This is a genomic window from Massilia violaceinigra, from assembly GCF_002752675.1.
Classification (GTDB): Bacteria; Pseudomonadota; Gammaproteobacteria; order Burkholderiales; family Burkholderiaceae_D; genus Telluria_A; species Telluria_A violaceinigra.
This window is the reverse complement of record NZ_CP024608.1, coordinates 1148297-1174591: the sequence shown is the minus strand read 5'-3', so window position 1 is coordinate 1174591 and position 26295 is coordinate 1148297. Positions and strand designations below refer to the sequence as shown.

Sequence of the window (26295 nt, the reverse complement as noted above, 5' to 3'; positions counted from 1 at the left end):
ATCATCGTCGGCGCGCGCTCGATCTACGCGGCCGGGCGCGCCTGGGGGTGTGGGACGAGCGGCGCGGCACGCCCGCCAATGCCCTGCGCATCCAGTGCGCGGCGGCGCTGCTGCTGGTGCTGGCCGGTGCGTGGACCGGCAGCGGCTTCAAGGCCATGGTCGAATTCAGCGCCCCCGTGTTCCGGCTGTTCTTCCTGCTCGCCGGGCTATCGCTGTTCGTGCTGCGGGTGCGCGAGCCGCATGTGGCGCGGCCGTTCAAGGTGCCGCTGTTCCCGCTGCTGCCGCTGCTGTTTTGCGCGATGTGCGCCTACATGCTGTGGGCCAGTTTGTCGTACGTCTACAACCAGTCGCTGGGCGGCTGCCTGCTGCTGCCGTTGCTGCGCCGGCCCGGCAGCGCGCCGACACCCTGATCTTCCATCCTCAATCACAAGGAGTTCACCATGCACCTGTTCCGATGCAACAAGCAATTCCCGAACGCGGCCTGGTTCGCCGCCGGCATGCTGCTGTTCATGCTGTTGGCCGGCATGAGTCCCATGGCAGCGGCCCAGCGGCCCGCGCTCGATGTGCCGTATGTGCCGACGCCGCAAGCCGTGGTCGACCGCATGCTGGTCCTCGCCAGGGTTGGCAAGGGCGACATCCTGTATGACCTCGGCAGTGGCGATGGACGCATCGTCATCACCGCCGCCAAACGCTACGGCGCAAAAGGCGTCGGCATCGACCTCGATCCGGCCCGCATCAGGGAGGCGCGCGACAATGCCAGCAAGGCCGGGGTTGGCCAGCAGGTGCAATTCATCGCCGGCAACCTGTTCAAGACCGACTTGTCGGACGCGGATGTCGTCACGCTGTACCTGCTCAGCAGCGTCAACCGCGACCTGCGTCCACAACTGTGGCGCCAGTTAAAAGTCGGCACGCGCGTGGTCTCGCATGCGTTCGACATGGGGAGCGAATGGCCGCCCGAGAAAACCGAGCGCGTCGACGGCAGCACCATCTACGTCTGGACCATCTGCGATGCCCACAAGCGCGCGGCCGCCGGCCAGGCAGCGGCGCCCGTGCGCAGCCGGCCGTAAAGCTCAGTTGCGCGGCAGTTGCGCGGGGTTGACGATCTCGTGGCGCAGCTGTTCCAGGCGGCGGATCTTTTCTTCCACCCTGGCGATCTGCGCCGCCGGAATGCCGGCCGCACGGGCGCGCTCGACATCGGCCTGCAAGCGCGGCACTTCAAGCTCGGCGGCGTTGGCGAAGGCGGCAATGACGCGCGCATCCTGGCCCGCCTGGTAGGCCTGGTACGCCCGCGGATCGGCCAGCTGGGCGGCGGTCGGGCCTGCGCCGGCCGCCGTTGGCGGGGCCAGTGGCGGCGTGCGCGCGTCGCCGTGCCGGCGCGCATCGGCCATGCTTTCCGCTGCGGGCACGGGCGCGGGCACGGGCATGGCGCGCGGCACCTCGCCGAACCATCCCGCTCCCGCGGCCTGGGCGGCCCGCGCTGCCTGTGGCGGGGCAGCGACGGACGGCACGGCCGCACGATCGTTCAGCGGCGCGGCCGGCGCCGTGGCGGCCTGCGGGCGCGCCAGCCAGGATGCGCCGGCGGCCACCACCAGCGCGGCGATCAGGGCGCCGGCCTTCATGCCGGCCCCGCCGACGCCGTGCCGGCCGCTGTGATGTCGATGCGCGCCTTGCGCAGCAATTGCGCGCGCAGCGCCGCCAGCTGCGCCGCCGCCATCTCGCGCGCCAGCGCCCGGCTGGCCACGTAGCGCACCGATTCGGAATTGGCCTCCTGGTAGCCCAGCACGCGCTGCTCGACCAGCACAATTTCCCATGGCGCCTGTGCATCCGGTGGGGCCGGGGTGCGCACCGGCACCGAGGCCTTGCCTTCGGCCTGGGCGAATACCAGTTGCGCCAGCCAGCCCGGGCGGCCTTCGTGGCGAACCCAGCCGAGCGCGCCGCCGGCCGCGGCGCTCGGTGCGACCGAATGGCGCCGCGCCAGAGTGGCGAAATCGGCGCCTGCGGCCAGCGCGGCCGACACTGTCCGCGCCGTCGCTTCGTCAGGCAGGCGGATATGGCGCGCCCGCACCCGTTCGATGCGCACGAAGTCCTCGCGGTGGCGCTGGTACCAGTCGCGCACCTGGGCCGGGCTGACCTGGCTGGCAAGCTGGTCGAGCAGGCGGCTGCCGGCATGCTGGTCGTCGCCCATGCCGTGCAGGCGCAGCATGGCTTGCACATCGCCCTGGTCGGCCAGCACCCGGCGCAGGTCGGCCACGGCGTCGGTGCCGAAACGGCGCCGGCTCCAGTCCAGCACGTACCTCGCCGCCACCTGCACCCTGGCTTGCCGCTGCATGAAGTTGCGTTCGCGCGCGAACAGCGCGACCCTGCCCTGCACGTTCTGGCGCCGGTACACGTCACCCAAGGTGATGCTGCCATCGCCGCCATGCGGCAGCGCGAAACGCAGCAGCACCAGCTTGTCCGCCTGCGCCAGTTGCGCGGTATCGAGATTGAGATCGAGCTGCAGCACGCCGGGCTTGCCGAATACGCCGTCGAGCGCGGCCTCGCTCACCGCTTGCGGGTGCAGCAGGCTGTCCAGGCCGGCACCGGGCAGCCTGCGCAGGTCCTGCTCCATCTCCGCGCCGTACAAGGTACGCAGGGTGCTCACCAGCTGGTCGTCGATAGCGACATCGCGCGCGAAGCCGACCCGCTGGCCGGTCGACAGAACCGCCTCGCCGAAGCGCTTGCGCGCCGCGTCGGCCAGCAGGCGGTTGGCGATCAGCGCGTCGAGCGTGGCGCCGCGCCTGGCGGCCGGGTCGGCGGCGCGCGCGATGCGCCAGCTGGTCTCGACGCTGAACGCGAGCAGCGGCGCGCCGTCGATGCGCGCGGCGGCCGTGCCCTGGCCACCCTGGCCGTTCGCCGCCGCGCCCGGCCAGGCGCAGGCCAGCCAGACGGCGCCGGCCAGCGCGCGCAAGGTGCGTGCCGGGTTCAAATCGCCAGGCGCTCGGCGGCGCGGTTGAGCACGTGCACGACCATCGCGATCGAATGCGGCACCATGGCGCGCGCCACCGCGCGGCGGTCGGCATGGTCGGTTGAGGACAGCACGATGCCGCCGTTGGCATAGGAATAGCTGCCGCCCTGGGTCAGCAGCGCGCGGATATCGGTGGCGCCGGGCGCCAGCGGCGTAAAGCTGGCCAGGGCGCTGCGCACCAGCGCGGCATCGTTCAACTGCTCGCGCTCGTAATAGTCGCCGACCCACTGCTCCCAGCCCGAATGGCCATTGCCCGAGGTGCCCCAGGTGTGGTGCGGCTGGACCACGTCGGTCGTGTGCAGCACGAAGCCGAGCGACTGCGCGGTCGGACGCGCCAGGAATTGCTGCCACCAGTACTGGCCGAGATTGTCGATCGGCTGGAACGGCATGGTTTCAAAATCGGCGTACTGCTTGCTGGTGGAGGTGCCGCCGAAGCGGTAGTTGGCCTCGGTCACGCCGAAGCTGTTGTACTTGCTGCTGTCGCCGAACCAGCCTTTGAGACCGCCGGCGCCATCGTCGAGATAGTCGCCCACCAGCCAGCCGGCGGCCAGCTTGTCGATATCGCCGCGATTGCTCAGCTTGGCGTAGTTGTAGCCGCCGAAGGCGTTGCCGTGCACATCGCGCCCGCCGCTGTGGTTCTGGAAGTGCCAGTACGAAGTGTAGTTGGCCAGCGAGGAGCCCAGGCCCCACACCGGCGCCATCTGGCAGCTGCCGGTGGTGGCGCCGCACAGGTAGGTGTCGGCGAAGTCGTCGACGTCGTAGGCGCCCTGGCCCACTGCCTGGGCGAACTGCTCCATCGTGTAGCCGGCCTTGGCGACGCCGGCGGCCAGTTTGGCGTAGTTGGTGGTGGACGGGTTGTTCTTCATGAAGGTGATCGCATCGAGCACGATGCGGCGGTGCGTTTCTTGTTGCCATGCCTTGGCAGGTGCGCTGGCAAACAGGGCCAGCGCGAGGCTGGTGGCGAGCAGTCCGGGTTTCATCGTTACTCCAGGTTGACTCCACGGATGCGACGACCGCGTGGATGATTCGCGAAGGAAGAAATGTGAAAATGTAACGATGAAATGTGACGATGCGATGACTGTGGCGGGACAGGCTCATGCGTATTTTTTCAGTTGACAGGCAGGTGAAAGGCAGGTTGTTGGTGAACTGTGGCGTTCACGTGCGCGACAATGGATTGTTCGCGCCTGTACACCGGTCATGACGACACGGACCGGATCCCGCGCCAGAAGAAGGGAGCAGGCGACACGAAGCCGGATGTCATGCCGGCGGCAATAATGATTGAGGTGTCTAGGTGGACGCCGCACCGTCGTCGAACACCGCCTGCAAGCTGCCCGCGTTGAGGCTGCGCCGGAACCACTGTTCAAGCTCAGCCTGGGTTGCCTGGCCGATGCGCTGCGTTGCCGAAGCCGGCAAATCGCCGAACCTGTTGCGTAACAGGCTGTCCAGCACTGCGCGCAATGCAATGACTTGCCCTTCCGCCTTACCTTCCGCCTTACCTTCCGCCTTACCTTCGGCCTTACCTTTCGCCATGCCTTCGGCGCTCCCCTTTTGAAAGCCGAGCTCCTCGAACTCCTCGGCCCAGGTGTCCAGCTTACCTTTCATGTCAGCACCCTCCTCCACACTGTCAACCACCAACAACGCCCGTTCGCTGGCTCCGCGCGCCAGCAGAGCGTTGATCCACACCTGAACCGAGCGCCGCAAGCTGGCCTGGGGCGCATCCGCAAACCACGTCGCCAGGGCAGGCAGGACTTGGTGTAAGACATCGGGACCGGCTGAAAGTTCAAGCCGAAACAGCAGCGCCAGCAAGCTGGCATTCGCTTCCAGCGCCGTTCTATCCAGGCGCTGCTGGTCGATCAGCACGTAGCGCTGGGATGGCTGGAACGCCGCCAGCTCGGCGGGCGCTTGCATGAGGAGCCCGGCCAGCTCCATGCTGGCGCTCCAGTGCGGCAAGCCGTTGTAGAACACCAGCGGCAGCACCGGCGGCAACAGCAAGCCTGGCGACAATTGGTGGCCCTTCACCAGGTCCTGGTACAGCAAGCCAATGTAGGTCTGCATGCGCAGCGCCATCCAGCGGTCGACGCCGGACTGGCATTCGAGCAGGATGTACACGTACAAACACTGTTCGCCGACCCGCACGCGCCAGACGATATCGTCCTGACGCGCCGACAGGCGCTCGCTCACATACGCCGGATTGACGCGCTCGAAGGCCGACAGCGCAACGTCATCGAGCAGCCTGAAGGAAGTAAAGTCCGTGATCAGTTCGCGCACCAGTTCCGGGTGGGCGAACAGCGAGCGGTATCCGAGGTCGTGAGGGGCGGGCATGGGGCATTGTAGCGAGCGCCCCTGCCCTGCCTTTGCGCTGCCTCAGGCGCGCGCGGCGAACGATTTCAACATGCGTCGCATCTTCCGATGTGCCAGCGTCATGCCGGATGGAGCGAGACTGCCACTTCCAGCGCGACCCTGGAATAATTGACGCCGCCGTCAGGCGCCGGCTGGTGCTTCAGCTCGTCGAGCGCATACAGGATATCGGCGCGATGGCCGACCTGGAACAGCGCGAGATCGGCGCGCCTATTCACGTAAATCGCCTCGCCCCGGACCACGCCTTCCGGCGTCACCAGGTCGATTGTATTGTTCACCGTCTCATTCTGCCCGCTGATGTACACCCGGCTGATCACGCCCGACACCAGCCGGCGCGGCATCTTGCCCTGCTCGATGTGATCCCACCATTGCTGCGATGCGAACAAACCGAAGCGGCCGCGCAATCCCATGCCGGGCCGGGACTCGTCGAGCGTCAGCGCCTGGGCCAGCTCGATGCGTTTAGGATCGTGCCTGAGTGCTTCTTTCAGCTCGAATACCAGTTTCATCGGTACCCGGCCTGGTCTGATCGTCATAGCACCGGCATCATCCTGTGTGGTCGTGTGGCTGGGGGATGTCATGACGGGCCGGCGTCCCGGTCAGGGAAAGCTTCACGCATTATTTGTCGCCATATATCCTCACCCTCTTTGCGCCACCAATATGGCAGATCCGCCGCAGGCTGCACCTCGTCGTAAATCGCCACCAGTCCGAGCAGCTCGATCGGATTATCTCCCATGAAGCGAAAACCATCTTTCTCGGCAATCCACAGCGCATCGGTCGGATAACAACCCTCGCCATCCATCTCGCCTTGCACATGCATCTTGAAACCGCGATCGCGCAAAATCAGCAAGCAGGTGTTATAAACGTTGAAGTGACTGCCCAAGCCCATCGCCTTCTCCCTCTCTCAACGTGGCGATCGCCAAACGTGCCTTCCTGGTTAGCGGCAGCCATCCCGCCCGCGGGTCTGTCGATCTACGTGGCGATGCGATCTTCGAACAGCATGAACTGGTTCTGCGAAGGATCTTCAACCAGAAAGCTTTTTCCACCGGGCCATTCAAATACAGCAAGCTTGCCGTCATGATCGGGCACGAGGCGGGCGCCGCTGCTGAACACGGTCTGTTGCAGGCGTTGAAACTCGGCGTCGCAGTTTTCCACGCTCATGCCGAATAGCGGCGAACCCGAGGTTTTGTGCGCGCGCTCGCTGATCTGCAGGCAGACGTTGGGATTGTTAATCGCTCGCAGCAGAAAGTCGTTCATGCCATAGTCCGCGGCAATCTCGAACATACCAAGTTCTTCCACATAAAACTTGATGGCGAGCGGCGCCGACGCGACCTTCAGAAAAATATCCGTTCTCATTTCATCCTTCACAACGATCAGCTTGACGACGACATCGCAGCAACGACACCTCGGCAACGACACCTCAGCAACGACATACCCGGGCACGCATCTCGGCAACGGTCTCGCCGTTTCCGAATTTTTTCAAGGTGGTTTTCGCGGCCTTCGCTTCCGCCAGGGCTTCCTGTTCGGCCAAATAGAAGCGGCTCGGCGTCGCCCGCCCGTCCGGCCCGATATCGACCACTTTATATCCTTGCCGGATTTTCTCCGCCAGCCACTCCTTATTCCACTGCACCGTCTTTTCGAAGTCGCTCGCGGCCATCCCCGGAGTGAGTCTACCGCCCCGCCATTGATTTTTGGGAAACATCATGCTTTCCGCGGCGTAGCCCTGCTGTTTCAGCAGGCGCGCAGCCTCGTCGACGGCTCCCTGGCCTTCGCCGATGACCACGATCGGTGTGCCCGATAAACCCGCGGGATCGATCCAGCTTACCGGATTGGGCGCATATTGGTAGGTATTGAAACCACCCGCCAGCCCGATCGGATCCTGCGACACGAAACGGCCGATGTCCGGATCGTAATAGCGGAAGCGGTTGTAGTGCAGCCCCGTTTCCGCTTCGTGGTATTGCCCCTGAAACCGGATCGGCTGCAGCTGCTCCAGCGCCCCGGACACGGTATCGGCGAGCGGCGCGGCCATGTTCACGGTCAGCACGTTGCCCCACGCCCGGTAACTTCCCGACCAGCTCAGGCTGCCGCCGGCATCGGTCAATTCGCGCGGCGTGCCGAGATGGTCGGTGTGCAGATAATGGAGCCTGCCGCGCAAGGATGGTTCCTGCGGCCCGGTGCCGCCGACGCTGTCATACTGTGCCAGCGGAACGAAGGACGCCGGTTCGTAAAGATAGGTACGCGTATGGCTGGCGCGTGTCTCGCACAGCAAGCGGTTGCCGTCCCAGGTGAAGCGGGTGACGCCAAAGCTGTCGCGCTTGGCGATCCTGCGGCCGAACGGATCGTAGACATACTTCACCGTCTGCACCGTCGGTGCCGCGGCGCCGGCGTTGCGCATAACCACCGCCTTGACCAGCTGATGCGCCGCATTCCATTCGAAGCGCATGCGCGTATGGCGCCCCACCAGCTTCTCGCTCAGGTTGCCATGGGCGTCGTAGTCGTAGCGCTTGTCCTCGAACACGCGTACCCGGTTGCCCTCGATGCGGCCCGCGCCGGCGCTGCGCTCATCGAGCAGATTGTGCGCCGGATCGAACGCGAAGCGCTCATCGGACAGTGGCTGCAGCGCCGACAGAATGCGCCCGAGCACGTCGTAGCTGTAGGTCGTGCGCCCGTTGCGCCGGTCGTCGATCGCCAGCAGATTGCCGCTCTCGTCGTAGTCGTACCTGCGCGCAATGAGCGCATCGGCCCCTTCGCCCGCGCCAATCGGCCCCGCCACCTGCGACAGCATCCGTCCCATCGGATCGTAGCGGAACTGGCTGGTCAGCGCGCCTTGCGTACGGCTGACCGCCCGGTGCAGCTGGTCGCGTTCGATGTCGGTGATCACCTCGCCATCGATATTGATCTGGTGCAGGTGGCCCGAACCATAGAACAGGTTGTTGAGCACGCGCCCGTCCGGCAGCACCGTCTGGATCCGGTTGCCCAGTTCATCGTAGGCGTGCCGCAAGACAGTCGACTCGGCGCCGGCCTGGGTCTGCTCGGCCACCAGCTGGCCCAGGGCGTCGTATTGCATCGCCACCTCGGCGTCGGCGTTGATGGCGCGGACCATCCTGCCGGCATCGTCGTAGGCGAAGCGCAAGCGCAATTGCTCCGCCTGCGCCTCGCCGGTGGTGCGCGAGATGATCTGGTCGACCAACTGGCCGGCGCGATCGCGCAGATAGCTGGTGTCGATGCGCGTGAACTCGGTGCGCGCGCCGCTGCCGTGCTCTTCCTTCGCCACCAGCAGCCCGCTGGCATCGTAGCGGTAGCGCGTCAGGCGCGCGTCGAAGCCGGTCTCTTCGGACAGGCGGTCGAGCGCGTCGTAGACGAAACGGTGCGCATCGCCATTTTCGTTGATCAATTCCGCGATCCGCCGCGCCGCATCGTAGCGGTACTCCAGCACGCCGCCGCGCGCATCGATGCGCTTGAGCGGCTTGCCGTCACTGTCGAGCACGTAACTGGTGCGATGTCCGGCGGGATCGATGCGCGCCAGCAAGCGGCCAAGCACGTCGTATTCGTAGCGCTCGGTGGAACCGTCCGCCTGCACCACCGCCAGCAAGCGCCCCAGCGGGTCGTACGAATACGCCGTCGCATTGCCCTGGGCATCGGTAGAGCGCACCAGTTTGCCATTGCCGTCGTAGCTCAAGCGCGTGGTATTGCCCGAACAATCGGTGTAGGCCGTCAGTTGCGCGGCGCGATTGTAGGCCAACCGCTTGACCCCGCCGGCCGGGTCGAGCACCCTGACCGGCAAGCCATGCTCGTCGTACTGGTAGGAGGTGCGCCGGCCGAGCGCATCGGTCACGCTGGCCAGGTTGCCGCGCTCGTCGTAGCGCAGGGCAGTGCTTGCACCGAGCGCATCGGTGATCAGGGCCGGCTTGTCGAAGCTTGCATCGTAGACGATGCCGGTTCCCTTGCCGTCGCGTTCCACCCGCACCACGCGCCCGCGCCCGTCGTAGCGGTAGCCGATGGCGCGTCCGCCCGGGTCGACGATGGCGAGCAGCCGCCCGTTGCCGTCGAGGCGGCGCTCGGTGACGCCGCCGATCGCGTCGACATGGCCGATGAACTCGCCATCGGCGTCGAAACGGTAGCGCTGCTCGCGCCCGAGGTGATCGGTCACGACCGTTTCGCGCGCCAAGTAGCGGAAGTCCCACGACAGGCCGTTATTGGTCCAGTTGCGCACGACCCTGGCGTCCGCCTTGGCGTCCGGGCCGTCGTGGTCGTATTCATAGCGCGACACCAGACCGCCCGGCTGGGCGTGCTCGATCATCAAACCGTTGCGGTAGGCGAAGCGGCGCGTCACCTGGTCCAGGCGATTGCGCACCTCGGCCAGGTTGCCGTCGGCATCGTAGGCGTAGCTGGCCAGCACATCGACCCGCTCGCCGGCCTCGGGCAGCAGGCTGATGGCGGAGAGGCGCGGCGCACCGCGATGCTCGCCGAACTCCAGCAAAAAGACGCGGCCGGCGCTGTCTTCGATGCGCTCGGGCAGTTGCTGCTGGTTGTAAGCGATGCCGAGCTTGTTGCCGTTGGCGTCGACCAGCCCGACCAGCCGCGCGATATCGCTTGCCGTTGCCGCAATCGAGAACTGGCGGCGCAGCCCTTCCTCGTCGATCAGTTCGAAGCTGCGTTCGCCGGTGCGGGACAAGGTGATTTTTTCGGACAGCGAATAGATCGCCTCGCCCACCTGCGGCAGCGAAAACGTCACCTCGCGCTGCCAGGCGTCAAGCACAACGACTTGCCCGCCGCCGACTTGCAAGGCATCGGAAATGGGCGTGCTCCACCCCGCGCCCAGCCATCCGGCCCGGGTCTGAGTCTGACCCTGCGCCGAACTGTAGCTGCGCTGCCAGACCAGCGCCAGCGCCGCCGGCAGCGCGAAGTCCAGGTCGAGCTCGCCGGCCAGGATCTTGCTGCCGGAAAGCGGATTGACGGGGTTGGCCACCAGCAGGCAGGCCGGACAAGGCCGGCGCGCCTTGCCTTCATTCTTGGGCGTTGGCTTGCTCGCCGGCTTGGCCGGCTCGGCGGACTTCACGGGCTCGGCTGCCGGCCTGGCCTTGCCGGCGCCGGCCTTGGCCGCCGACGCCGCTTCGCCCTCGGCTGCCGCGATGCGCGGCTGCAGCGCCGGATGCTTCATCAACTTGGCCTGGTTGGCCGCCACCCAGTCGGCGAATGCCGGTCCGAGCTTGCTGCTGCCCAGTTCCTTCATCAGCAGCGATTTGCTGGCCTGGCCGCGCGACAGGTACAGCACGATCGCGGCCAGGATCGCCTTAACCAGCAGCAACTTGCCCTGCGCGAACGATTCGCTGGCCTGGCGCAGCTGGGCCGCGTACTGGCCCTTGGCGCTGTCCGGCAACTCGCCGGCATGCCAGGCGGTGGCGAAGCCTTCGGCCATCTTGCCGCACATCGTGGGAATGGTTTCGCCGATATACAGCACCAGGCTGCCCAGGCCCATCCACACCAGGATTTCGCCGCCGATCTGGGCCCCGAGGGCCGCGCCACCGATCGCGCCCGGCACCGCGCCGGCGCCGCCCGCGAACGCCCCGGCCACGCCGCCCACGGTGCCGCCCAGGACCGCGCCGCCGCCGACGTACAGCACCACTTCCTTGACCACCGTCCACAGCACGCCCCAGATCTGCGAGAAATCGAGGCCTTCGAGCTGAGTCTTGAGCAATTCGTGGAAGCGGCGCTCGGCGCCGTCAATGGCCAGCCCGACCGCCACCGTGCTGCGCACCGCATCGACCCGCATGGCGGCGCGCCCCAGCGAGTCGACCGATTCGGCCACCCGGTGCGACCAGCGCTGCAGGCGCTGGTCGATGTCGTGGCGGACCTGTTCGCCGGCGCTGTCGTAGGCGCGCCCCACATCCTTGAGGGCGCGCTGGAAGTCGAAAAAATGGTTGGGGGAATCAGGAGATGACATACGCGGCGAACTTTCTGGCGTCGATGCAACGCGGTAGGTTAGTGCGGTTCAATAACTCTAAATGGACGAGCCTGCTTATGATAGTATATACACAATCTTTTATGCATTCATAGTTTCAGACTCCGGCAAGACCAGGGAATGTGCGCCGCATCTCGCGCGCAGCCCCATGAAAACCATTCGTGGCCATACTGCCGTTCGCGGCGGTTCTGGTGCTGTTCAACGTGATTGATTTGTTCGCGCGAGCTCCCGATGACATTCCAACCTGTAGACAAATCCCCCGCCCTCGCCGGTATTGCCGGCGCGAGCCCCTCCGACCTGGCCACCCCGCTGGCTGCCGGCAAGCTGGCCACCAGCGTGGCCGGCATGGCCGGGGCCGATCCCACCGCCCTGGCGGTCGGCAAGACCGCACTCGATACGGCCGCGGCCGTGCAGGCGGGCGGTGGCGTGGAGGCGCTGGCGGGAGGTGGGGTCGCCATCGCCGCCCAGGCCAGTCCCGAGGTAGCCAAGGCGCTGGCCGTGGCCGGCCAGGCGCAAGCGGTGGCCGGACAGGCGAAAGCCCTGGCCGATGCCGCCGGCAGCAAGCTGGCATCGGCGCCGTCGTCACTGACGCAGGCGGTGCCGGCGGCCGTGGCGGCCCCCGCGCAACTGGTCATCGCCGAGCACCCCCTGGCCGGCCAGGCGGTCAACGACTTCGCCACCCCGGAATCGCTGTTCATGCCCGCGCCGATCGATCCGTCGCGCGCGGCGCCGCCGAGCGCCGATCCGGCTGGCGCGGCCAGTGCCGGCGCGGCCGGTGGTGGCGGCGCCGCCAACTTCGTCGACGGCACGCGCCTGCTGCGTTTCTATTCGCCGCTGCAGGGCAGCAAGGCCCTGCTGATCGAATCGATGAGCGGCGTGACCTCGCTGTCGGAACAATACGTGTTCCAGCTCAACCTGCTGTCGAAAAATGCCTCGATCGATCTCAAGGATCTGATGGGCAAGAACGTCAGCGTCGGCGTCCAGCAAGCCGATGGCAGCGAGCATTTCATCAACGGTTACGTCAATTCCTTCGGTTTCACGCACTCGGACGGCGGCTTTGCCTTTTATCACGCCGAAATCGTGCCCTGGTTCACTTACCTGAAGCGGCGCGTGAACTCGCGCATCTTCCAGGACGAGACCGTGCTCGGCGTGCTCGACAAGATTTTCAAGGGCGATTACAGCGGCCTGGCCACCTACGAAGTTCGTACCAGCCAGACCTACAAGCCGGAAAACTACATCGTCCAGTACGATGAGACGGACGAGCATTTCACCAGCCGGCTGATGGAAAAGTACGGCCTGTTCTACTACTTCGAGCACAGCGCGTCCGGCCACATCATGGTCATCAGCGACGACTCGCGCAACAGCAGCTTTTGCCCGCCGCAAAAGAAGCATGCCGAGGTCACCTTCAACGGCGGCAACCGCACCCAGGACAAGGATAGCGTGACGGCGTTCACGGCCGAGCGCATGCTGCAGTCGACCAAGCTGGCCCTGAACACCTTCGACTTCAAGGCGCCCAACAGCATGCAGTACGTGGAGCAGCCGACCGTCTCGGTGCAGGGCGACGTGCCGTCGATGGAAATCTACGACGGCAATCCGGCCTTTTCGTACAAGAACAAGGACGACGGCAAGCGCGAAGCGCGCCAGCGCATGGAAGTGCTGGAATGGCAGGCCAAGATTTTCCACGGCGCCTCGGATTGCCGCGGCCTGATCGCCGGCCACACCCTTAAGCTGCTGGAACACCACTGGTTCGACGCGGCTGACGGCACCGACAACGATTTCCTGGTGCTGTCGGTGCAGTACAACGCGCGCAATAACTACTTCCAGCGCGGCATGAGCGACGTGTACCGGAATACCTTCAGCGCGATCCGGCGCAAGATTCCGTACCGGCCGCGCCGCGCGCACCGCCCGCCCCAGATGCCGGGACCGCAGACGGCCACCGTGGTCGGCCCGAAAGGCACCGAGATCCACACCGACGAATTCGGCCGCATCAAGGTCCAGTTCCACTGGGACCGCTACGGCCGCCGCGACGAGCGCAGCTCGTGCTGGATCCGCGTGTCGCAGCCGTGGGCCGGCCAGGGCTGGGGCACCATTTCGATTCCGCGCATCGGCCAGGAAGTGATCATCGATTACCTCGAAGGGGACCCGGACCGCCCGGTCTGTACCGGCCGCCTGTTCAATGCCGACCAGCCGGTGCCGTACGCGCTGCCGGACGCGGCCCACATGATGGGCTTCAAGAGCCGCTCGACCCCGGGCGGCGGCGGCTTCTCGGAAATGGTGATCCACGATTCCAAGGGCAAGGAGCTGATCAATATCCATTCGCAGAAGGATATGGTCACCACGGTCCAGAACAAGCAGGACACGCTGGTCCATGGTCCGTCCCAGACCAATACGGTGAGCACCGGCTTCCACGTCACCACCGTCAAGCAGCACATCGAGACGACCTCGGAAACGGCGCATATCCACCAGACCGCCAACAAGAACATCGAACTGACGGCCGAGACGGAGCACATCAAGCAAACCGCCAAGACCAACATCGAAGGCAAGGCCGAAACCGGGCATATCCACCTGACCGCCACCACCGACATTACCCTTGAAGTGGGCGCCAGCAAGATCATCATGAAAGCCGATGGCACCATTACCATCCAGGGCGTGCATGTGGACGTGATCGGCAGCAGCCGCATCGACCTGAATAAATAAGCGGACATGGACGACCAAGCAACCCAACCCTACCACGCCAACGACCTCAGTTTCGACCTGCCCGCCGCGCTCAGGGACAAGACCATGCACATGTTCACGGTCAGCGACCAGGGCGCGAGCGAGTTCAGCCTGGTCATCTCGCATGCCGATACCCAGCCCGAGGAGGAGCTCGACGACTTCAGCTCGCGCCTGGTCCAGGAAATGGGGCGCGCCCTGCCCAAGTTCCAGCTCAGGCACAGCAAGGAGACGCTGCTCGACGGCGGGCCGGCGATCGACCTGGCCTATAGCTGGCGCAAGGATGGCATCTTCATGCACCAGCGCCAGGTGATCGCCCTGATGCGGGGCACGGTGCCCGGCAGCACCCAGGCCATCATGATCGCCGCCACCTGCCTGGCAAGCTTTGGCGACGCCTGGAACGCCACCTTCGACCGGATGCTGGCGAGCGTGCGCCTGCGCCGTCCGCTGGCGGCGGGGACCGCGGCCGGTGCCGCCAATGCGCCGGACGCGGCCGCCGGACCGACCCCGCCCTTCATCTTCGCGCTGTCCGAGCGGCGCCGCATGCTCAATGTCTTCGCCGACCGCGACGAAGCTTGCCGCAAGACCGACGCGCGCGAAGTCGAACAGGAGACCTGGACCTTCTTCGATGCCGATGGCGAAGCCCTGCAGGCCCAGTTCGTGGTACCCAATTCCGGCACCCTGTGGCGCAAGGCCGGCAGCTATCTGCTGGCGCCGCCCGAGACGGCCGGCGCCACGCCGCTGACGGCCTGCCTGCCTCAGGGCGTGGTGCTGCAGGCGCTCGCGCCGGCCCTGCCGTTCGCCAGCATCGACGAGGTGCGCGCCTACTTGCTGGCGCGTGCCGGCGGCGACGGCGCGGCGCTATCCGGCGGGGCGCTGTCCGGCGCGGCGCTGCCCGGCCCACTGAACAGGCACGGTTGAGCGATGCCGCAAGCAGCGAGGATCACCGACCCGATCGGGCATAGCCCCACCATGAGCTGGCTGCTCGCAGGTTTGCTTGCGGGCGCCGCCATCGCGATCGCCGCGGTGGCCATTGTCGGCACCGGCGGCCTGGCCGCGGTCGCCATCGTCGGCGGTGCCGCCGCCATGGGCGCCGGCCTGGGCGAAGCGATGAGCACCATGAGCTGGGCGCCCAAGGAGGTATGCGGCTTCATCGCCGGCGTCGGCTCCCTCAATGTGTTTACCAACAAGCGTCCCGCCGCCCGCGCCCACCTCGACATGACGACCTGCTTCAAGCATGCGCCACCGGCGCCGCTGCCGATCGCCACCGGCAGCGGCAACGTGTACATCAACGGCCAGCCGGCGGCGAGGGTCGACGATACGATCGTCTGCAGCGCGGTGATCACTTCCGGCTCGAACAATGTGTACATCGGCGGCGGCACCCAGAAAACCGACGACATCTTCCCCGAAGACCTGGTGCCGGGCTGGGTCCACGGGGCCTTGCTGGTGGTCGGGCTGGGCAGCGCCATCGTGCTGGCCGGTCCGTTCATCGCCGTGGCCGGCCTGGCTGGCGGCATCGCCGGCGGCATCGGCGGCGACTGGCTGGGCGGCGAGATCTTCGGCGAAGGCTCGGACGGCCAGAAGTGGTCGGCGCTGGGCGGCAGCGTCATCGGCGGCCTGCTGGGCGCCAAGGGCGGCTCCGCGCTCGCCAACAAGGTCATTCCCAAGCCGCTGTCGGATACCCAGGGCTTCCTCAAGGGCGGGCTGGGCGGCATGAAGGAAGCGGCCCAGAACCGCGCGGCCCTGGCCAAGGAACTGTCCGAAGCCCGTGTCGATGCAATTAACAATGCGCCGAAAACCGATTTCGAGAACGGGCGCAAGCCGGTCAAGGCGTCGACCGTGGTCGACAAGCGCACCGGCAAGGTGTACCAGGAGGATTCCGGCTATCCCCTGCCGAAAACCGAGGATATCCACCCGACCCTGCGCGACCGCATGCCCAAACCAAGCCTGGAAGAGGCCCACGTGCCGGAAAACTGCGCGGAATTCAAGGCCGCCAACAAGGCCCTGAAAGATGGCGCCAGGATGGAAGACCTGGAAATGTATACTATCAACCGGCAAAAGGGCGGCGCCCCCCGTTGTGCCAACTGCATGGTCACGACCAAGGGCGCGCATGCCATCACCGATCACTGACGCTTATTGCCACCTTCGATTCCCATGACTTATTCCGATCAAACCCTGGCCATCCTCCATGACGCCGGCTGGACCGAGGAGCGCCGCGTGCCGGTCGAGGCCCTGCGCGAGCGGCTGGCCGCAGCCGGCTTTGTTCCCCATCCCGCCGCCCTGGCCTTCCTGACCCGCTTCGAGGGCCTCGGCTTCACCCATCCCTCCAGCAAATACGAGGATGGCAAGAACACCTGTCATTTCGACCTGGACCGCGTCATCGGCCAGGTCGACGTGGACGATATCGACGATTTCAGCGCCAGCGTCGGCACCCGCCTGTGTCCGGTCGGCGAGATCAACCGCGGCAATTCGATTGTCGCCATCGGCGAGGATGGGCGGGTGTTTTCCTATTACAGCCCCTTCATCGCGCTGCAAACGCGCACGGTGGACGAGGCGATCGCGCATTTTTTGAGCGAAGGAAAAGCCATCGCCACCCGCGCCTACGACGGCAATCCCCTGTCCTTCGCCTGATCCCCCGGTCGCCGGCCGCGACCGCTGGCGCGACCACGCTGCGCAGCCCCTCCGGCGCATCATCATGCGCCCTCCCCGCTCCTCCGTTTGATCCCCTCGGCAATGACAACCGGCGCGCCGGCCAGGTCGCGGCCTCATGCATTCCGCATCATTTTCCCAGTGGAAATGTAAATACCGTGAATGCAAATGAGATTGATTAACGTTTACGCACATGAGAGATTTCGCTATAATTTGCCACAATTATTTGAGGAGTTAATCTTGAAGCAACAACAATCGCAACAGCCAAAAAGCCTTCGTAGCAAGAGCGACATGACGTTCAATACGATGAAGAAAACCAGTATTGCCATGGGCATTTCCAGTGCCTTGTTGATGATGCCGTTCGGCGCCAGCGCGCAGACGGCTGCGGCCGCACCATCGGAAAAGGACAGCAAAGTCCTGCCGGACGTAGTCGTCTACGGCAAGTACCTCGACCCGAATCCGAACGCCGAAGTCGGCGCGCCGTACAAGGCGAAAACCTCGGGCGATTCGCGCCACACCCGTCCGCTGGCCGAAACGCCGCAGACCATCTCGGTGATCACCAAGGCCGCGATCGATGATTCCGGCATGACCGAACTGAAACAAATCCTCAGCGCCCAGCCAGGCATCACCCTCGGCACCGGCGAAAACGGCAATGCCTTCGGCGACCGCTACATCATCCGCGGCCAGGAAGCGCGCAGCGACGTGTTCGTCGACGGCTTGCGCGATCCGGGCATGACCACCCGCGAAAGCTTCGCCATCGAGCAGCTGGAAATTTCGAAGGGCCCGAATTCGAGCTTCGCCGGCCGCGGCACCGCCGGCGGCGCGATCAACGCGATCACCAAGCAAGCGACCCTGGACAAGGACTTCCAGCGCGTCACCGTGGGCGTGGGCACCGACAGCCACAAGCGCGTCACCGCCGACTTCAACAAAGGCTTCGGCGACAACTTCGCCCTGCGCGCCAACGTGCTGTACGGCGACGAAGACGTGCCTGACCGCGCGCCGTCGAGCCGCACCCGCAAGGGCGTGGCCGTGTCCGGCCTGTGGGAAGTGGATAAGGACCTGTCCGTCACGCTCGACTACTACGGCCTGCGTACCGACGACAAGCTGCCCGACCTGGGCCACTTCCTGGTCGGCACCGTGCCGAACCGCGTACCGGCCAAGGACGTGCCGGTGTACGCCCAGTCGAACGACTTCCTCAGCTCGGACGTCGACACCATCACCGCGCGCGTGAACTGGAAGCTGGCGCCCGCCCTGACCCTGACCAGCCTGACCCGTTACGGCCAGTCCGGCAATGCCTACGTCACCACCGGCGCGTCGAGCAACACGCGCTATATCGGCGCCACCGCCGACACCACCCAGTCGTTCGTCAGCGCCGCGCTCGACGGCGGCCACACCGGCTGGCAGGACGTGGACTATTTTGCCCACCAGAGCAATCTGCGCTGGGACAAGCAAATCATGGGCATGAAGCATGAATTCATCTTCGGTGCCGAATACACCGACCATCAGGTCGTGTCGGGCAATTTCACCGTCGCCAACACCGGCGCGTTCAATTGCCGCAGCGCCGTTGCCGTCGGTCCGAACAACGCCCGCTGCTTCAACGTCAATGGCGTACCGGTCGCCGACCTGACCAACTTCGCCGGCCGCAGCAGCACCCGCAACAGCTGGAACCAGGACTGGCAAGTCAAGACGTTCTCGCTGACGGCGATGGACACGGTCGACCTGACCGACCGCCTGACCGCGTTTGCCGGCATCCGCGCCGACCGCTTCGACCTGTCGCTGGCACGCCGCACCCCGGCCACCAACGTGATCACGGGCGACTACAGCTACACCGACACCCTGGTCAACGGCCACGGCGGCGTCAGCTTCAAGGTCATGCCGAAACTGATCGTCTACGGCAGCGCGGCGACCTCGCAGGACATCAACGGCGGCGAAGCCGATTCGGGCACCAACAGCGGCTACGGCGGCGCGGTGCTGTACCAGAACAAGATTGCAGGCGCCAAGCCGGAAACCTCGATCAACCTGGAACTCGGCACCAAGTGGAATTTGCTCAATGACAAGCTGCTGGCCACCGCCGCCGTGTTCCAGACCAAGAAGAAGGATGTGATGGAAGGTGCGAACTACGACACCCTCGGCACCTTCAACACCGGCAAGAACAAGGTGCAAGGCGTGGAATTCGGCCTGACCGGCAACATCACCGAAGCCCTGTCGGCCCAGGTCGGCGCTGCCGTCATGAGCTCGAAAGTGACCGGTTCGTCGGTCGCGGCCGGCATCGGCCGCGAACTGGCCAACTTCGCCAAAAAATCGTTCTCGGCCCAGGCCAAGTACCAGCTGACCGACGCCTTCTCGCTCGGCGCCGCGGCCCGCTACGAAAGCAAGCGCTGCGGCGGCCAGCCTGACACGGCTGCCCTGTACACCGCCGACAACCAGTGCGCGCAGCCAGTGCCGTCGTTCACCGTGTTCGACGCGTTCGCCGCCTACCGCTTCTCGAAGAAGCTGGACCTGCGCGTGAACGTGCTCAACGTCGGCAACAAGGACTACTTCACGGCCGTGTACCGCTCGGGCGCCTTCCTGTACAAGGGTGATGCGCGCGCGGTCCGCGTGGCGCTGAACTACGAACTGTAAGCGCGGGCCGCGTCAAGTCCCTTGACTAGCAATCAAGTTCGATACAATGCCGGGTAACCCCCGGCATTTTTCATTTAATGATGACCACACCTCTCCCTGGCGCCCAGCCGCCTCTTGGCAAGATCCCCGCGGAAATCGCCTGCGCCGCCGACTACGAATTGCTGGCCCAGCGCTTCATGGCGCCGCCCAGCTACGACTACGTTGCCGGCGGCAGCGGGCGCGACCTGACGGTGGCCGCCAACCTGGCCGCGTTCGCGCGCTGGGACATCTATCCGCGCCTGCTGCGCGACGTCAGCGCCGGCCACACCCGCATCAACGTCGCCGGCCAGCAGTTCGCCCATCCGGTGTTCCTGGCGCCGGTCGCGTTCCAGAACCTGGCGCACGCCGCCGGCGAGCTGCAAAGCGCGCGCGCGGCCCATGCGGTCGACAGTTGCCTGGTCAGCAGCACCTTGTCGTCGTGCAGCCTGGAAGACGTGGCGCGCGGCGCCGGTCCGCAGCGCTGGTTCCAGCTGTACTTCCAGCTGCGCCGCGACGACACGCAAGATTTGCTGGCGCGCGCCGTCAAGGCCGGCTACAGCGCCATCGTGGTCACGCTCGACGCTCCGATCCAGGTGCCCAGCAACCGCGCCCTGCGCGCCGGCTTTCGCATGCCGGCCGACTGCGTGGCGGCCAACCTGCGTGGCTACGCGCCGGCCGACACGCCGCCGCTGGCACCCCAGCACAGCCGCATCTTCCAGGGCATCATGGGCACCGCCCCGACCTGGGACGACCTGCGCTGGCTGATCGGCCAGACCACCCTGCCGGTGCTGGTCAAGGGTGTGCTGCACCCGGACGACGCCGTGGCCCTGCGCGCCATCGGCGTGGCCGGCGTGGTGGTGTCGAACCATGGCGGGCGCACCCTGGACGGCGCGCCGGCCAGCCTGGACGTGCTGCCGGCCATCCGCGCCGCCACCGGCCCCGGCTTCCCGCTGCTGTTCGACGGCGGCATTCGCTCCGGCACCGATATCTTCAAGGCGCTCGCGCTCGGCGCCGACGCCGTGCTGATCGGGCGCCTGCAGATGTACGCGCTCAGCGTGGCCGGCGCGCTCGGCGTGGCGCACATGGTCAAGCTGCTGCGCGAGGAACTCGAAGTGTGCATGGCGCTGGCCGGCTGCGCCACGGTAGGCGAAATCGGCAGCGGCGCCGTGCTGCGGCGCCAGGACGCGCCATGCTGACCATCCTCGACGCCGTATTGAGCCAGGACGAGGTGCGGCAATTTCGCGCCTACCTCGACCAGGCCGAATGGCAGGATGGCGCGGCCACGGCCGGCACCCTGGCGCGCTCGGCCAAGAACAATGCCCAGATCGACGACCGTGCCGAATTGGCCATCAGCCTGGGCAACCATATCCTGCGCACGCTCGGCAACACGCCGCTGTTCATCGCCGCCGCCCTGCCGCGCAAGATTTATCCGCCCAAGTTTAATCGCTACGCTGTCGGCGAAACCTATGGCACGCACGTTGATAGCGCAGTGATGCAGATTCCGAACACGCACCTGAGCCTGCGCAGCGACCTGGCCGCCACCCTGTTCCTGTCCGAGCCGGACGAGTACGACGGCGGCGAACTGGAAATCGACACCGAATTCGGCGTACAGACCGTCAAGCTGGGTGCGGGCGACATGGTGCTGTACCCTGCCTCGAGCCTGCACCGCGTCACGCCGGTCACGCGCGGGGCGCGGGTCGCCTCGTTTTTTTGGATAGAAAGCCTGGTGGGCGACGATGCCGAGCGCACCTTGCTGTTCGACCTGGACCAGACAATCCAGAACCTGACGCCCGGCCTGGCGGCGGACGACCGCAATCTGCTCAAGCTGACCGGGATTTACCATAATCTGCTGCGCCGTTGGGCAGCGACCTGATTTTCAAATAGATAAGGAAACCTCATGACCTCGACCTTCGCCAAACTGGCCCCGCTCGCCCTCGTCTTCGCCGTCAACGGCGCCTGGGCCCACGGTGACGTGAAATGCACCACGCGTCCGAAATCGGAATGGAAGCCGCACACCGAACTGCACGAAAAACTGACCAAGGAAGGCTGGGTCGTGCGCCGCATGGAAGCGACCCCGAGCTGCTACGAAGTGTATGCCAAGGACCCGCAGGGCAAGCGCATCGAAGCCTTCTTCGACCCGGTGACGTTCGCGCGCGTTGAAGAAAAATAAGCGCGGCGAGCCCCCGCTGAAACCGGGCAAGCTGACAGTCTGGGATGCGCCGGTGCGCCTGCTGCACTGGTCGCTCGTGGCGGCCATGGCGGCGGCGTGGGTGACCAGCGACCAGGTCGGCGTGGCGCACGAATACCTCGGTTATGGCGCGGCGGCGATCGTGCTGGCGCGCCTGGCCTGGGGCTTCGCCGGCAACCGCTATGCGCGCTTTGCGCAGTTCGTGCGCCCGCCGGCGCCCACCGTGCAGTACCTGCGCGCGGTGGCCAAAGGCCGCGCCGCGCGCCATATCGGCCACAATCCGCTGGGCGGCTGGATGGTCGTGGCCCTGCTGGCCTGCGTCGCCCTGCTGGCCGTGAGCGGGTGGGCCCTGGGCACCGACCTGCTGTGGGGCTATGCCTGGCCGGTGCGGGTGCACGCGGCGCTCGCTTGGCTGCTGGTCGCGCTGGTGACCCTGCACGTGGGCGGAGTGCTGCTGACCAGCTGGCAGCACCGCGAAAACCTGGTCGGCGCGATGATCACGGGGAAAAAGAATCCGCCGGCCGAGGGCGACCTCGATTAACCAGCCTCCGACGCTAATGCCGCTAAGTTAAGCCGTTATCTGACCACAAACTCAAAAACCGTCTTTCCCGCGCAGGCGGGAATCCAAGGCATCTTTGCAGAGCGGCGGAGCTTGGATTCCCGCCTGCGCGGGAATGACGGAGCTTAACTTAGCGGCTTTAGCCTCCGACGCCATTTTCCCCAGCAGCCAGTGCAGCCCGGCCAGATGCTGTTGATCGTGACTGCACAGGTAATGCACCAGGCCCGTGACCGTCACCGGGCCGTAACCCTCGAACACGCCACGCCGCTGCCACTGGCTGTCGGTCAGCCCGGCGATCGTCCGCGCCGTCCGCTCCGGGGCCTCGCGGAACGTTTCGAAGATCTGTTCCACCGGTGCGTCGGGGTAGCCGCGCTCGCGCGCCACGCGCTCGCTGTCGATCGATACCAGCAGCGGATTGTCTTCCTCAAGCAGGCGCCGCAGGCGCAGCTGGTAACCATCGATTTCAATGTCGCGGACATGGCAGATCTGTTCGATTGCCGTGAACTTCTCGCTCGGTATCCCTTCCCAGGACGGCGGCGCCCAGGCGGCATACGCGCTTGGAATGGTCGCGTACAGCGCGGCCAGCTCGGATGGAAACCTGCGCAAGGCGGAAACGACGAATTCATGCACGATGGACTCCTTTCACGTAGGGGCGTTGCGGCCCGGTAAACATACCACGTCCCCCGGCATGCCCGACTGACCAATGATCGACGCCGTGAGCGCGCCGACGTAACGCACGCAGCCATGAACGGCGTGGCGATGACGGCGCGAACATATAACCGGTCGTGCAAAAATTCAAATAGAGAGCATGCGGCGAAACTGCGTTGCAGCATTGCGAAACCCATCATATTTAATATATCGTTATTTACTAATATTATATAAAATCGAGATAGCAGATAAAAAACATTAAAATACATGCCACATGCATGATAATCGCAAAAAGAGCAATCTCATTCTATAAATGAGGCATTGGATTTCATATTCTCTCCGGACCCCAACAACCGGATGGTCGTGTTCCAATGCCAAACAATCTCGCATCAATCAATGAAGCGTTCAGCACATTCGAAGTGCATGAATCGAAGGTCCGTTCGTACTGCCGCGACTTTCCCGTAAAAATCCGCCACGCCAAGGGATCGAAGATCCACAGTGTCGACCAGCAGGTGTATGTGGACTTTTTCGCGGGCGCCGGCGCGCTCAATTACGGCCATAACTGCGAACCGCTCAAGGAAAAGCTCAAGGCGTATCTCGACAACGATGGCATCACGCACAGCCTGGACTTTTATACGGAAGCCAAGGAAGACTTCATCTACACCTTCCAGGAGGAGATCCTGCACCGCCGCGGGATGAAGTACAAGGTCCAGTTCACCGGCCCGACCGGGACCAATGCCGTCGAGGCGGCGCTGAAACTGGCGCGCAAAGTCACCAAACGCAGCAACGTCATCGCGTTCTCCAACGCCTTTCACGGCATGAGCCTGGGCTCGCTCGCCGCGACCAGCAACCCGAAAAAGCGCCAGGGCGCCGGCGTGGCGCTCGGCGGCGTGACGTTCATGCCGTATGAAGGCTACCTGGGCGAGCAGGTCGATTCGATCGACCTGATCGCGCGGATGCTGCAGCCCGGCAGCGGCGTCGAAGCGCCAGCCGCCTTCCTGATTGAAACCATTCAGGGCGAAGGCGGCCTGCGCTGCGTCAGCGCACGCTGGCTGCAACGCTTGCAAGCCCTGGCGCACGAACATGGCGCCTTGCTGATCATCGACGATATCCAGTCCGGCTGCGGCCGTAGCGGGCGCTTTTTCAGTTTCGAGGGCATGGGCGTCACGCCCGATATCGTGTGCCTGTCGAAATCGCTGAGCGGTTACGGCTTGCCGTTCTCGATGAACCTGATCAACCCGGATCACGACGTGTGGGAGCCGGGCGAACACAACGGCACCTTCCGGGGCAATAACCTGGCCTTCGTGACGGCCAAGGCTGCCATCGATACCTTCTGGAGCGCGCCCGCCTTCGAGCGCGAGCTGCAGCAGAAAATCGTGTATCTGCACGGCCGGCTCAAAGCGCTTGCCGAACGCAGCAGCGAATACATTCCCGAAGCCCGCTTCCTCGGCCGCGGCTTCATGTGCGGCATCGACGTGGGCAGCGGCGAGGTGGCATCAAACATTTCGCAAGAGGCCTTCCGCGCCGGGCTGATCGTCGAAACCTGCGGCGTCCACGGCCAGGTCGTCAAACTGCTGCCCGCCCTGACGATCGAGTACGAGGTCCTGGTGCAGGGGCTCGATATGCTCGCGGCCGCGTTCGAGCAAGTGATCGGGATTGCCCGCTATTCCGAGGAGAAAGCGGCATGACGGCCCAAGCCGAAGCGGTGATCCGCTATGCGACGCTGGACGACATGGAGGAAGTCGCCGCCCTGTTCGATTCCTACCGCCAGTTCTATAACGAAGAGCCGAACTATGTGGGCTCCCTGCACTTCCTGCGCGAACGGGTGTTCCTGGGCGAATCCCAGGTCATCGTGGCCGTGGTCGGGGATGAAATCGCCGGGTTTACCCAGCTGTTCCCCAGCTTTTCCAGCGTGACGATGCAGCGCCTGTGGATCCTCAACGATCTGTATGTGAAACAGGCGTTTCGCAGCCTGGGCATCGGTGAAAACCTGCTCCAGGGGGCGGCCAACTTCGCCCATCAGGCTGGCGCCAAGCAACTGTTCATCGAAGGCGCGGTGGATAACCTGCGCGCCTGCGCCCTGTACGAGCGGTTCGGTTTCATCCGCAATCGCGGCTATTACTACTATCACTATCCATTGCATGCGGCGGCCACCACCCCGGATGAGCAGATTAACGTCGTACCCACCGCAAAGTAGAAACCATGGCATCGCATATTTATAATCTGTTGGGAATTGGTTTTGGACCGTCGAACCTGGCGCTCGCCATTTGCCTCGAAGAAGAAGCTTCACTGGCCAATGTACGTTTTATCGAAGCTCAGGAAAGCGCCGTTTGGCAAAAGGACATGCTGCTGCGCGGATCGGATATTCAGAATAACCCGATCCGCGACCTGGTCACCTTGCGCAATCCGAAAAGCCACTACACATTTATTAATTATTTAAAAGAAAACGACCGCCTGCTTGAATATCTGAACCTGGGATTGGAATATCCCCTGCGCAAGGAATTCGCCAATTATATCGAATGGGTATCGGCCAGTTTCGCCGCCATCGTTCAATACAATACCCGGGTCCAGTCGATGAGCATGACCGACATCGACGGCGAGCAGGTATGGGAAGTGATCTGCCACGGCGGCGAACGCCTGCTGGCGCGTTCGGTGATCGTCGGCACCGGCAGGGCATCGAACATTCCGGACCTGCTGGCGCCCCTGCAAGGCAAGAACGTCTTCCACCTGACCAAATACCTGAGCCACATTGCCGCCCTGCCCCCAAGCTGCGACAAGATCGGCGTGCTGGGCGCCAGTCAAAGCGCGGTGGAATTGCTGCTCGATTTGATGGACCGCTTTCCGGACAAGCAAATCTATTCGCTGCAGCGCGGTTTCGGCTTCCGCCTGAAGGACACCAGTCCGTTCAGCGACCGCGTCTACTTCCCGGAATTTATCGATTACTTCTATGGCCTCAAGCCGGCGGCCAAAACCCATCTGAGCAACCAGCTGCGCGGCACCAACTATTCATCGGCCGATGGCGACGTGATTCACCAGCTGTACGTGCGCATTTACGAGGAAAAGCTGCACGGCAAAAACCGCTTCCACCTGCTGACCAACCAGGCGATCGACAGCGCCGCCAGCCTGGACGGCGGCGGCGTGAAAATGGCGCTGCGCGAGGTCAATACCGGGGAAACCTCGTCGGTGGAACTGGACGCACTGGTGCTGGCAACTGGCTTCCTCGATTTTTCGGCGGCGCCGCGCGGCGAACCGTATCCGCGCCTGCTGGCTACCGTTGCCGATCAGCTTCCGCTGGACGATAACGGGGTCGTCGCCGTCGAACGGGACTACAGCGTGCGCCTGAAAAACCCGGCCGCACCGCGCCTGTTCCTCAACGGCCTGTGCGAGTCGTCGCATGGCCTGGGCGATGCAGGCTCGTTCAGCCTGGTGTCGCTGCGCGCCAAGGTCATCGCCGACAGCCTGCTGGCGCCGCGGCCGGCGCGTGCCGCCGCGCCGGCGCACCCGGCCGCCGCGCAGGAGGAACGCCTGGCCGCCGTCGCGGCGTAATCGGGAACACGATTCCTGCAATGTGATTCATA

22 protein-coding genes and 1 pseudogene are annotated in these 26295 nt (G+C 65.0%); 14 read left to right on the top strand and 9 right to left on the bottom strand.

Features of this window, described 5'->3' with window-relative positions:
• Positions 1–47: 47 nt before the first annotated feature.
• Positions 48–410 (top strand): amino acid permease, encoded by a 363-nt coding sequence (locus tag CR152_RS33760; RefSeq protein WP_208640074.1) that lies wholly within the window; start codon positions 48–50, stop codon positions 408–410.
• Between the two features lie 30 nt (positions 411–440).
• Positions 441–1067, top strand: coding sequence for an SAM-dependent methyltransferase (locus CR152_RS05380; protein WP_099874002.1), 627 nt, complete (start codon positions 441–443; stop codon positions 1065–1067).
• Positions 1068–1070: 3 nt separating this feature from the next.
• On the opposite strand, the gene CR152_RS05375 is transcribed toward CR152_RS05380, so the two are convergent.
• From CR152_RS05375 to CR152_RS05340, 8 genes are all read right to left on the bottom strand, one after another.
• Positions 1071–1619, bottom strand: coding sequence for a hypothetical protein (locus tag CR152_RS05375; protein WP_099874001.1), 549 nt, complete (start codon positions 1617–1619; stop codon positions 1071–1073).
• Complete coding sequence (locus tag CR152_RS05370; RefSeq protein ID WP_099874000.1) at positions 1616–2965, bottom strand: peptidylprolyl isomerase; 1350 nt, start codon at positions 2963–2965, stop codon at positions 1616–1618. The genes CR152_RS05375 and CR152_RS05370 overlap by 4 nt, the downstream gene beginning before the upstream one ends.
• Positions 2962–3984, bottom strand: coding sequence for a phospholipase C/P1 nuclease family protein (locus tag CR152_RS05365; protein WP_099873999.1), 1023 nt, complete (start codon positions 3982–3984; stop codon positions 2962–2964). Before CR152_RS05365 ends, CR152_RS05370 begins: the two co-directional genes overlap by 4 nt.
• Before the next feature lie 307 nt (positions 3985–4291).
• Positions 4292–5326: an Rpn family recombination-promoting nuclease/putative transposase gene (locus CR152_RS05360; protein WP_099873998.1), complete on the bottom strand. Its 1035-nt coding sequence runs from the start codon at positions 5324–5326 to the stop codon at positions 4292–4294.
• A gap of 98 nt (positions 5327–5424) precedes the next feature.
• Positions 5425–5895, bottom strand: a complete 471-nt coding sequence (locus CR152_RS05355) for an immunity protein RhsI2 family protein (protein ID WP_099873997.1) — start codon at positions 5893–5895, stop codon at positions 5425–5427.
• A 41-nt stretch (positions 5896–5936) separates the two neighbouring features.
• Entirely contained in the window at positions 5937–6248 is a 312-nt protein-coding gene (locus CR152_RS05350) for a hypothetical protein (protein ID WP_099873996.1), read from the bottom strand.
• A gap of 83 nt (positions 6249–6331) precedes the next feature.
• A complete protein-coding gene (locus CR152_RS05345) occupies positions 6332–6715 on the bottom strand; it encodes a VOC family protein (RefSeq protein WP_099873995.1) in 384 nt (127 codons plus the stop codon).
• A 64-nt stretch (positions 6716–6779) separates the two neighbouring features.
• Positions 6780–11303 (bottom strand): DUF6861 domain-containing protein, encoded by a 4524-nt coding sequence (locus tag CR152_RS05340; protein ID WP_099873994.1) that lies wholly within the window; start codon positions 11301–11303, stop codon positions 6780–6782.
• Positions 11304–11552: 249 nt separating this feature from the next.
• Here CR152_RS05340 and tssI point away from each other — a divergent pair, with 249 nt between their 5' ends.
• The 9 genes from tssI to CR152_RS05295 all read left to right on the top strand — a co-directional run bounded on the left by tssI (position 11553) and on the right by CR152_RS05295 (position 22051).
• Complete coding sequence (gene tssI, locus CR152_RS05335) at positions 11553–14018, top strand: type VI secretion system tip protein TssI/VgrG (RefSeq protein WP_099873993.1); 2466 nt, start codon at positions 11553–11555, stop codon at positions 14016–14018.
• Positions 14019–14024: 6 nt separating this feature from the next.
• Positions 14025–14954 (top strand): DcrB-related protein, encoded by a 930-nt coding sequence (locus CR152_RS05330; protein WP_099873992.1) that lies wholly within the window; start codon positions 14025–14027, stop codon positions 14952–14954.
• 3 nt (positions 14955–14957) lie between these two features.
• A complete protein-coding gene (locus tag CR152_RS05325) occupies positions 14958–16163 on the top strand; it encodes a PAAR domain-containing protein (RefSeq protein ID WP_099873991.1) in 1206 nt (401 codons plus the stop codon).
• A 24-nt stretch (positions 16164–16187) separates the two neighbouring features.
• Positions 16188–16664, top strand: coding sequence for an SUKH-3 domain-containing protein (locus CR152_RS05320; protein WP_099873990.1), 477 nt, complete (start codon positions 16188–16190; stop codon positions 16662–16664).
• Positions 16665–16973: 309 nt separating this feature from the next.
• Complete coding sequence (locus CR152_RS05315) at positions 16974–19304, top strand: TonB-dependent receptor (RefSeq protein ID WP_229413281.1); 2331 nt, start codon at positions 16974–16976, stop codon at positions 19302–19304.
• 77 nt (positions 19305–19381) lie between these two features.
• Complete coding sequence (locus tag CR152_RS05310) at positions 19382–20518, top strand: alpha-hydroxy acid oxidase (RefSeq protein ID WP_229413280.1); 1137 nt, start codon at positions 19382–19384, stop codon at positions 20516–20518.
• Positions 20512–21195 (top strand): Fe2+-dependent dioxygenase, encoded by a 684-nt coding sequence (locus tag CR152_RS05305; protein WP_099873989.1) that lies wholly within the window; start codon positions 20512–20514, stop codon positions 21193–21195. The genes CR152_RS05310 and CR152_RS05305 overlap by 7 nt, the downstream gene beginning before the upstream one ends.
• 24 nt (positions 21196–21219) lie before the next feature.
• A complete protein-coding gene (locus CR152_RS05300; RefSeq protein WP_099873988.1) occupies positions 21220–21492 on the top strand; it encodes a PepSY domain-containing protein in 273 nt (90 codons plus the stop codon).
• The gene (locus CR152_RS05295; protein WP_229413279.1) at positions 21479–22051 is read left to right on the top strand and encodes a cytochrome b/b6 domain-containing protein; all 573 of its coding nucleotides are present in this window, start codon (positions 21479–21481) and stop codon (positions 22049–22051) included. Before CR152_RS05300 ends, CR152_RS05295 begins: the two co-directional genes overlap by 14 nt.
• Positions 22052–22201: 150 nt before the next feature.
• Here CR152_RS05295 and CR152_RS05290 read toward each other — a convergent pair.
• Positions 22202–22699: pseudogene (locus tag CR152_RS05290) on the bottom strand (DinB family protein); the annotation flags it as partial.
• Positions 22700–23088: 389 nt separating this feature from the next.
• Here CR152_RS05290 and ectB point away from each other — a divergent pair.
• The 3 genes from ectB to CR152_RS05275 are packed head-to-tail and all read left to right on the top strand — an operon-like array spanning position 23089 to position 26263.
• Positions 23089–24405: a diaminobutyrate--2-oxoglutarate transaminase gene (gene ectB / locus CR152_RS05285; RefSeq protein ID WP_099873986.1), complete on the top strand. Its 1317-nt coding sequence runs from the start codon at positions 23089–23091 to the stop codon at positions 24403–24405.
• A complete protein-coding gene (locus CR152_RS05280) occupies positions 24402–24914 on the top strand; it encodes a GNAT family N-acetyltransferase (protein ID WP_099873985.1) in 513 nt (170 codons plus the stop codon). Before ectB ends, CR152_RS05280 begins: the two co-directional genes overlap by 4 nt.
• 5 nt (positions 24915–24919) lie before the next feature.
• Positions 24920–26263 carry a SidA/IucD/PvdA family monooxygenase gene (locus CR152_RS05275; RefSeq protein ID WP_099873984.1) on the top strand — a complete coding sequence of 448 codons (1344 nt, stop codon included), beginning with the start codon at positions 24920–24922 and terminating at the stop codon, positions 26261–26263.
• The last annotated feature ends 32 nt before the right edge of the window (positions 26264–26295 follow it).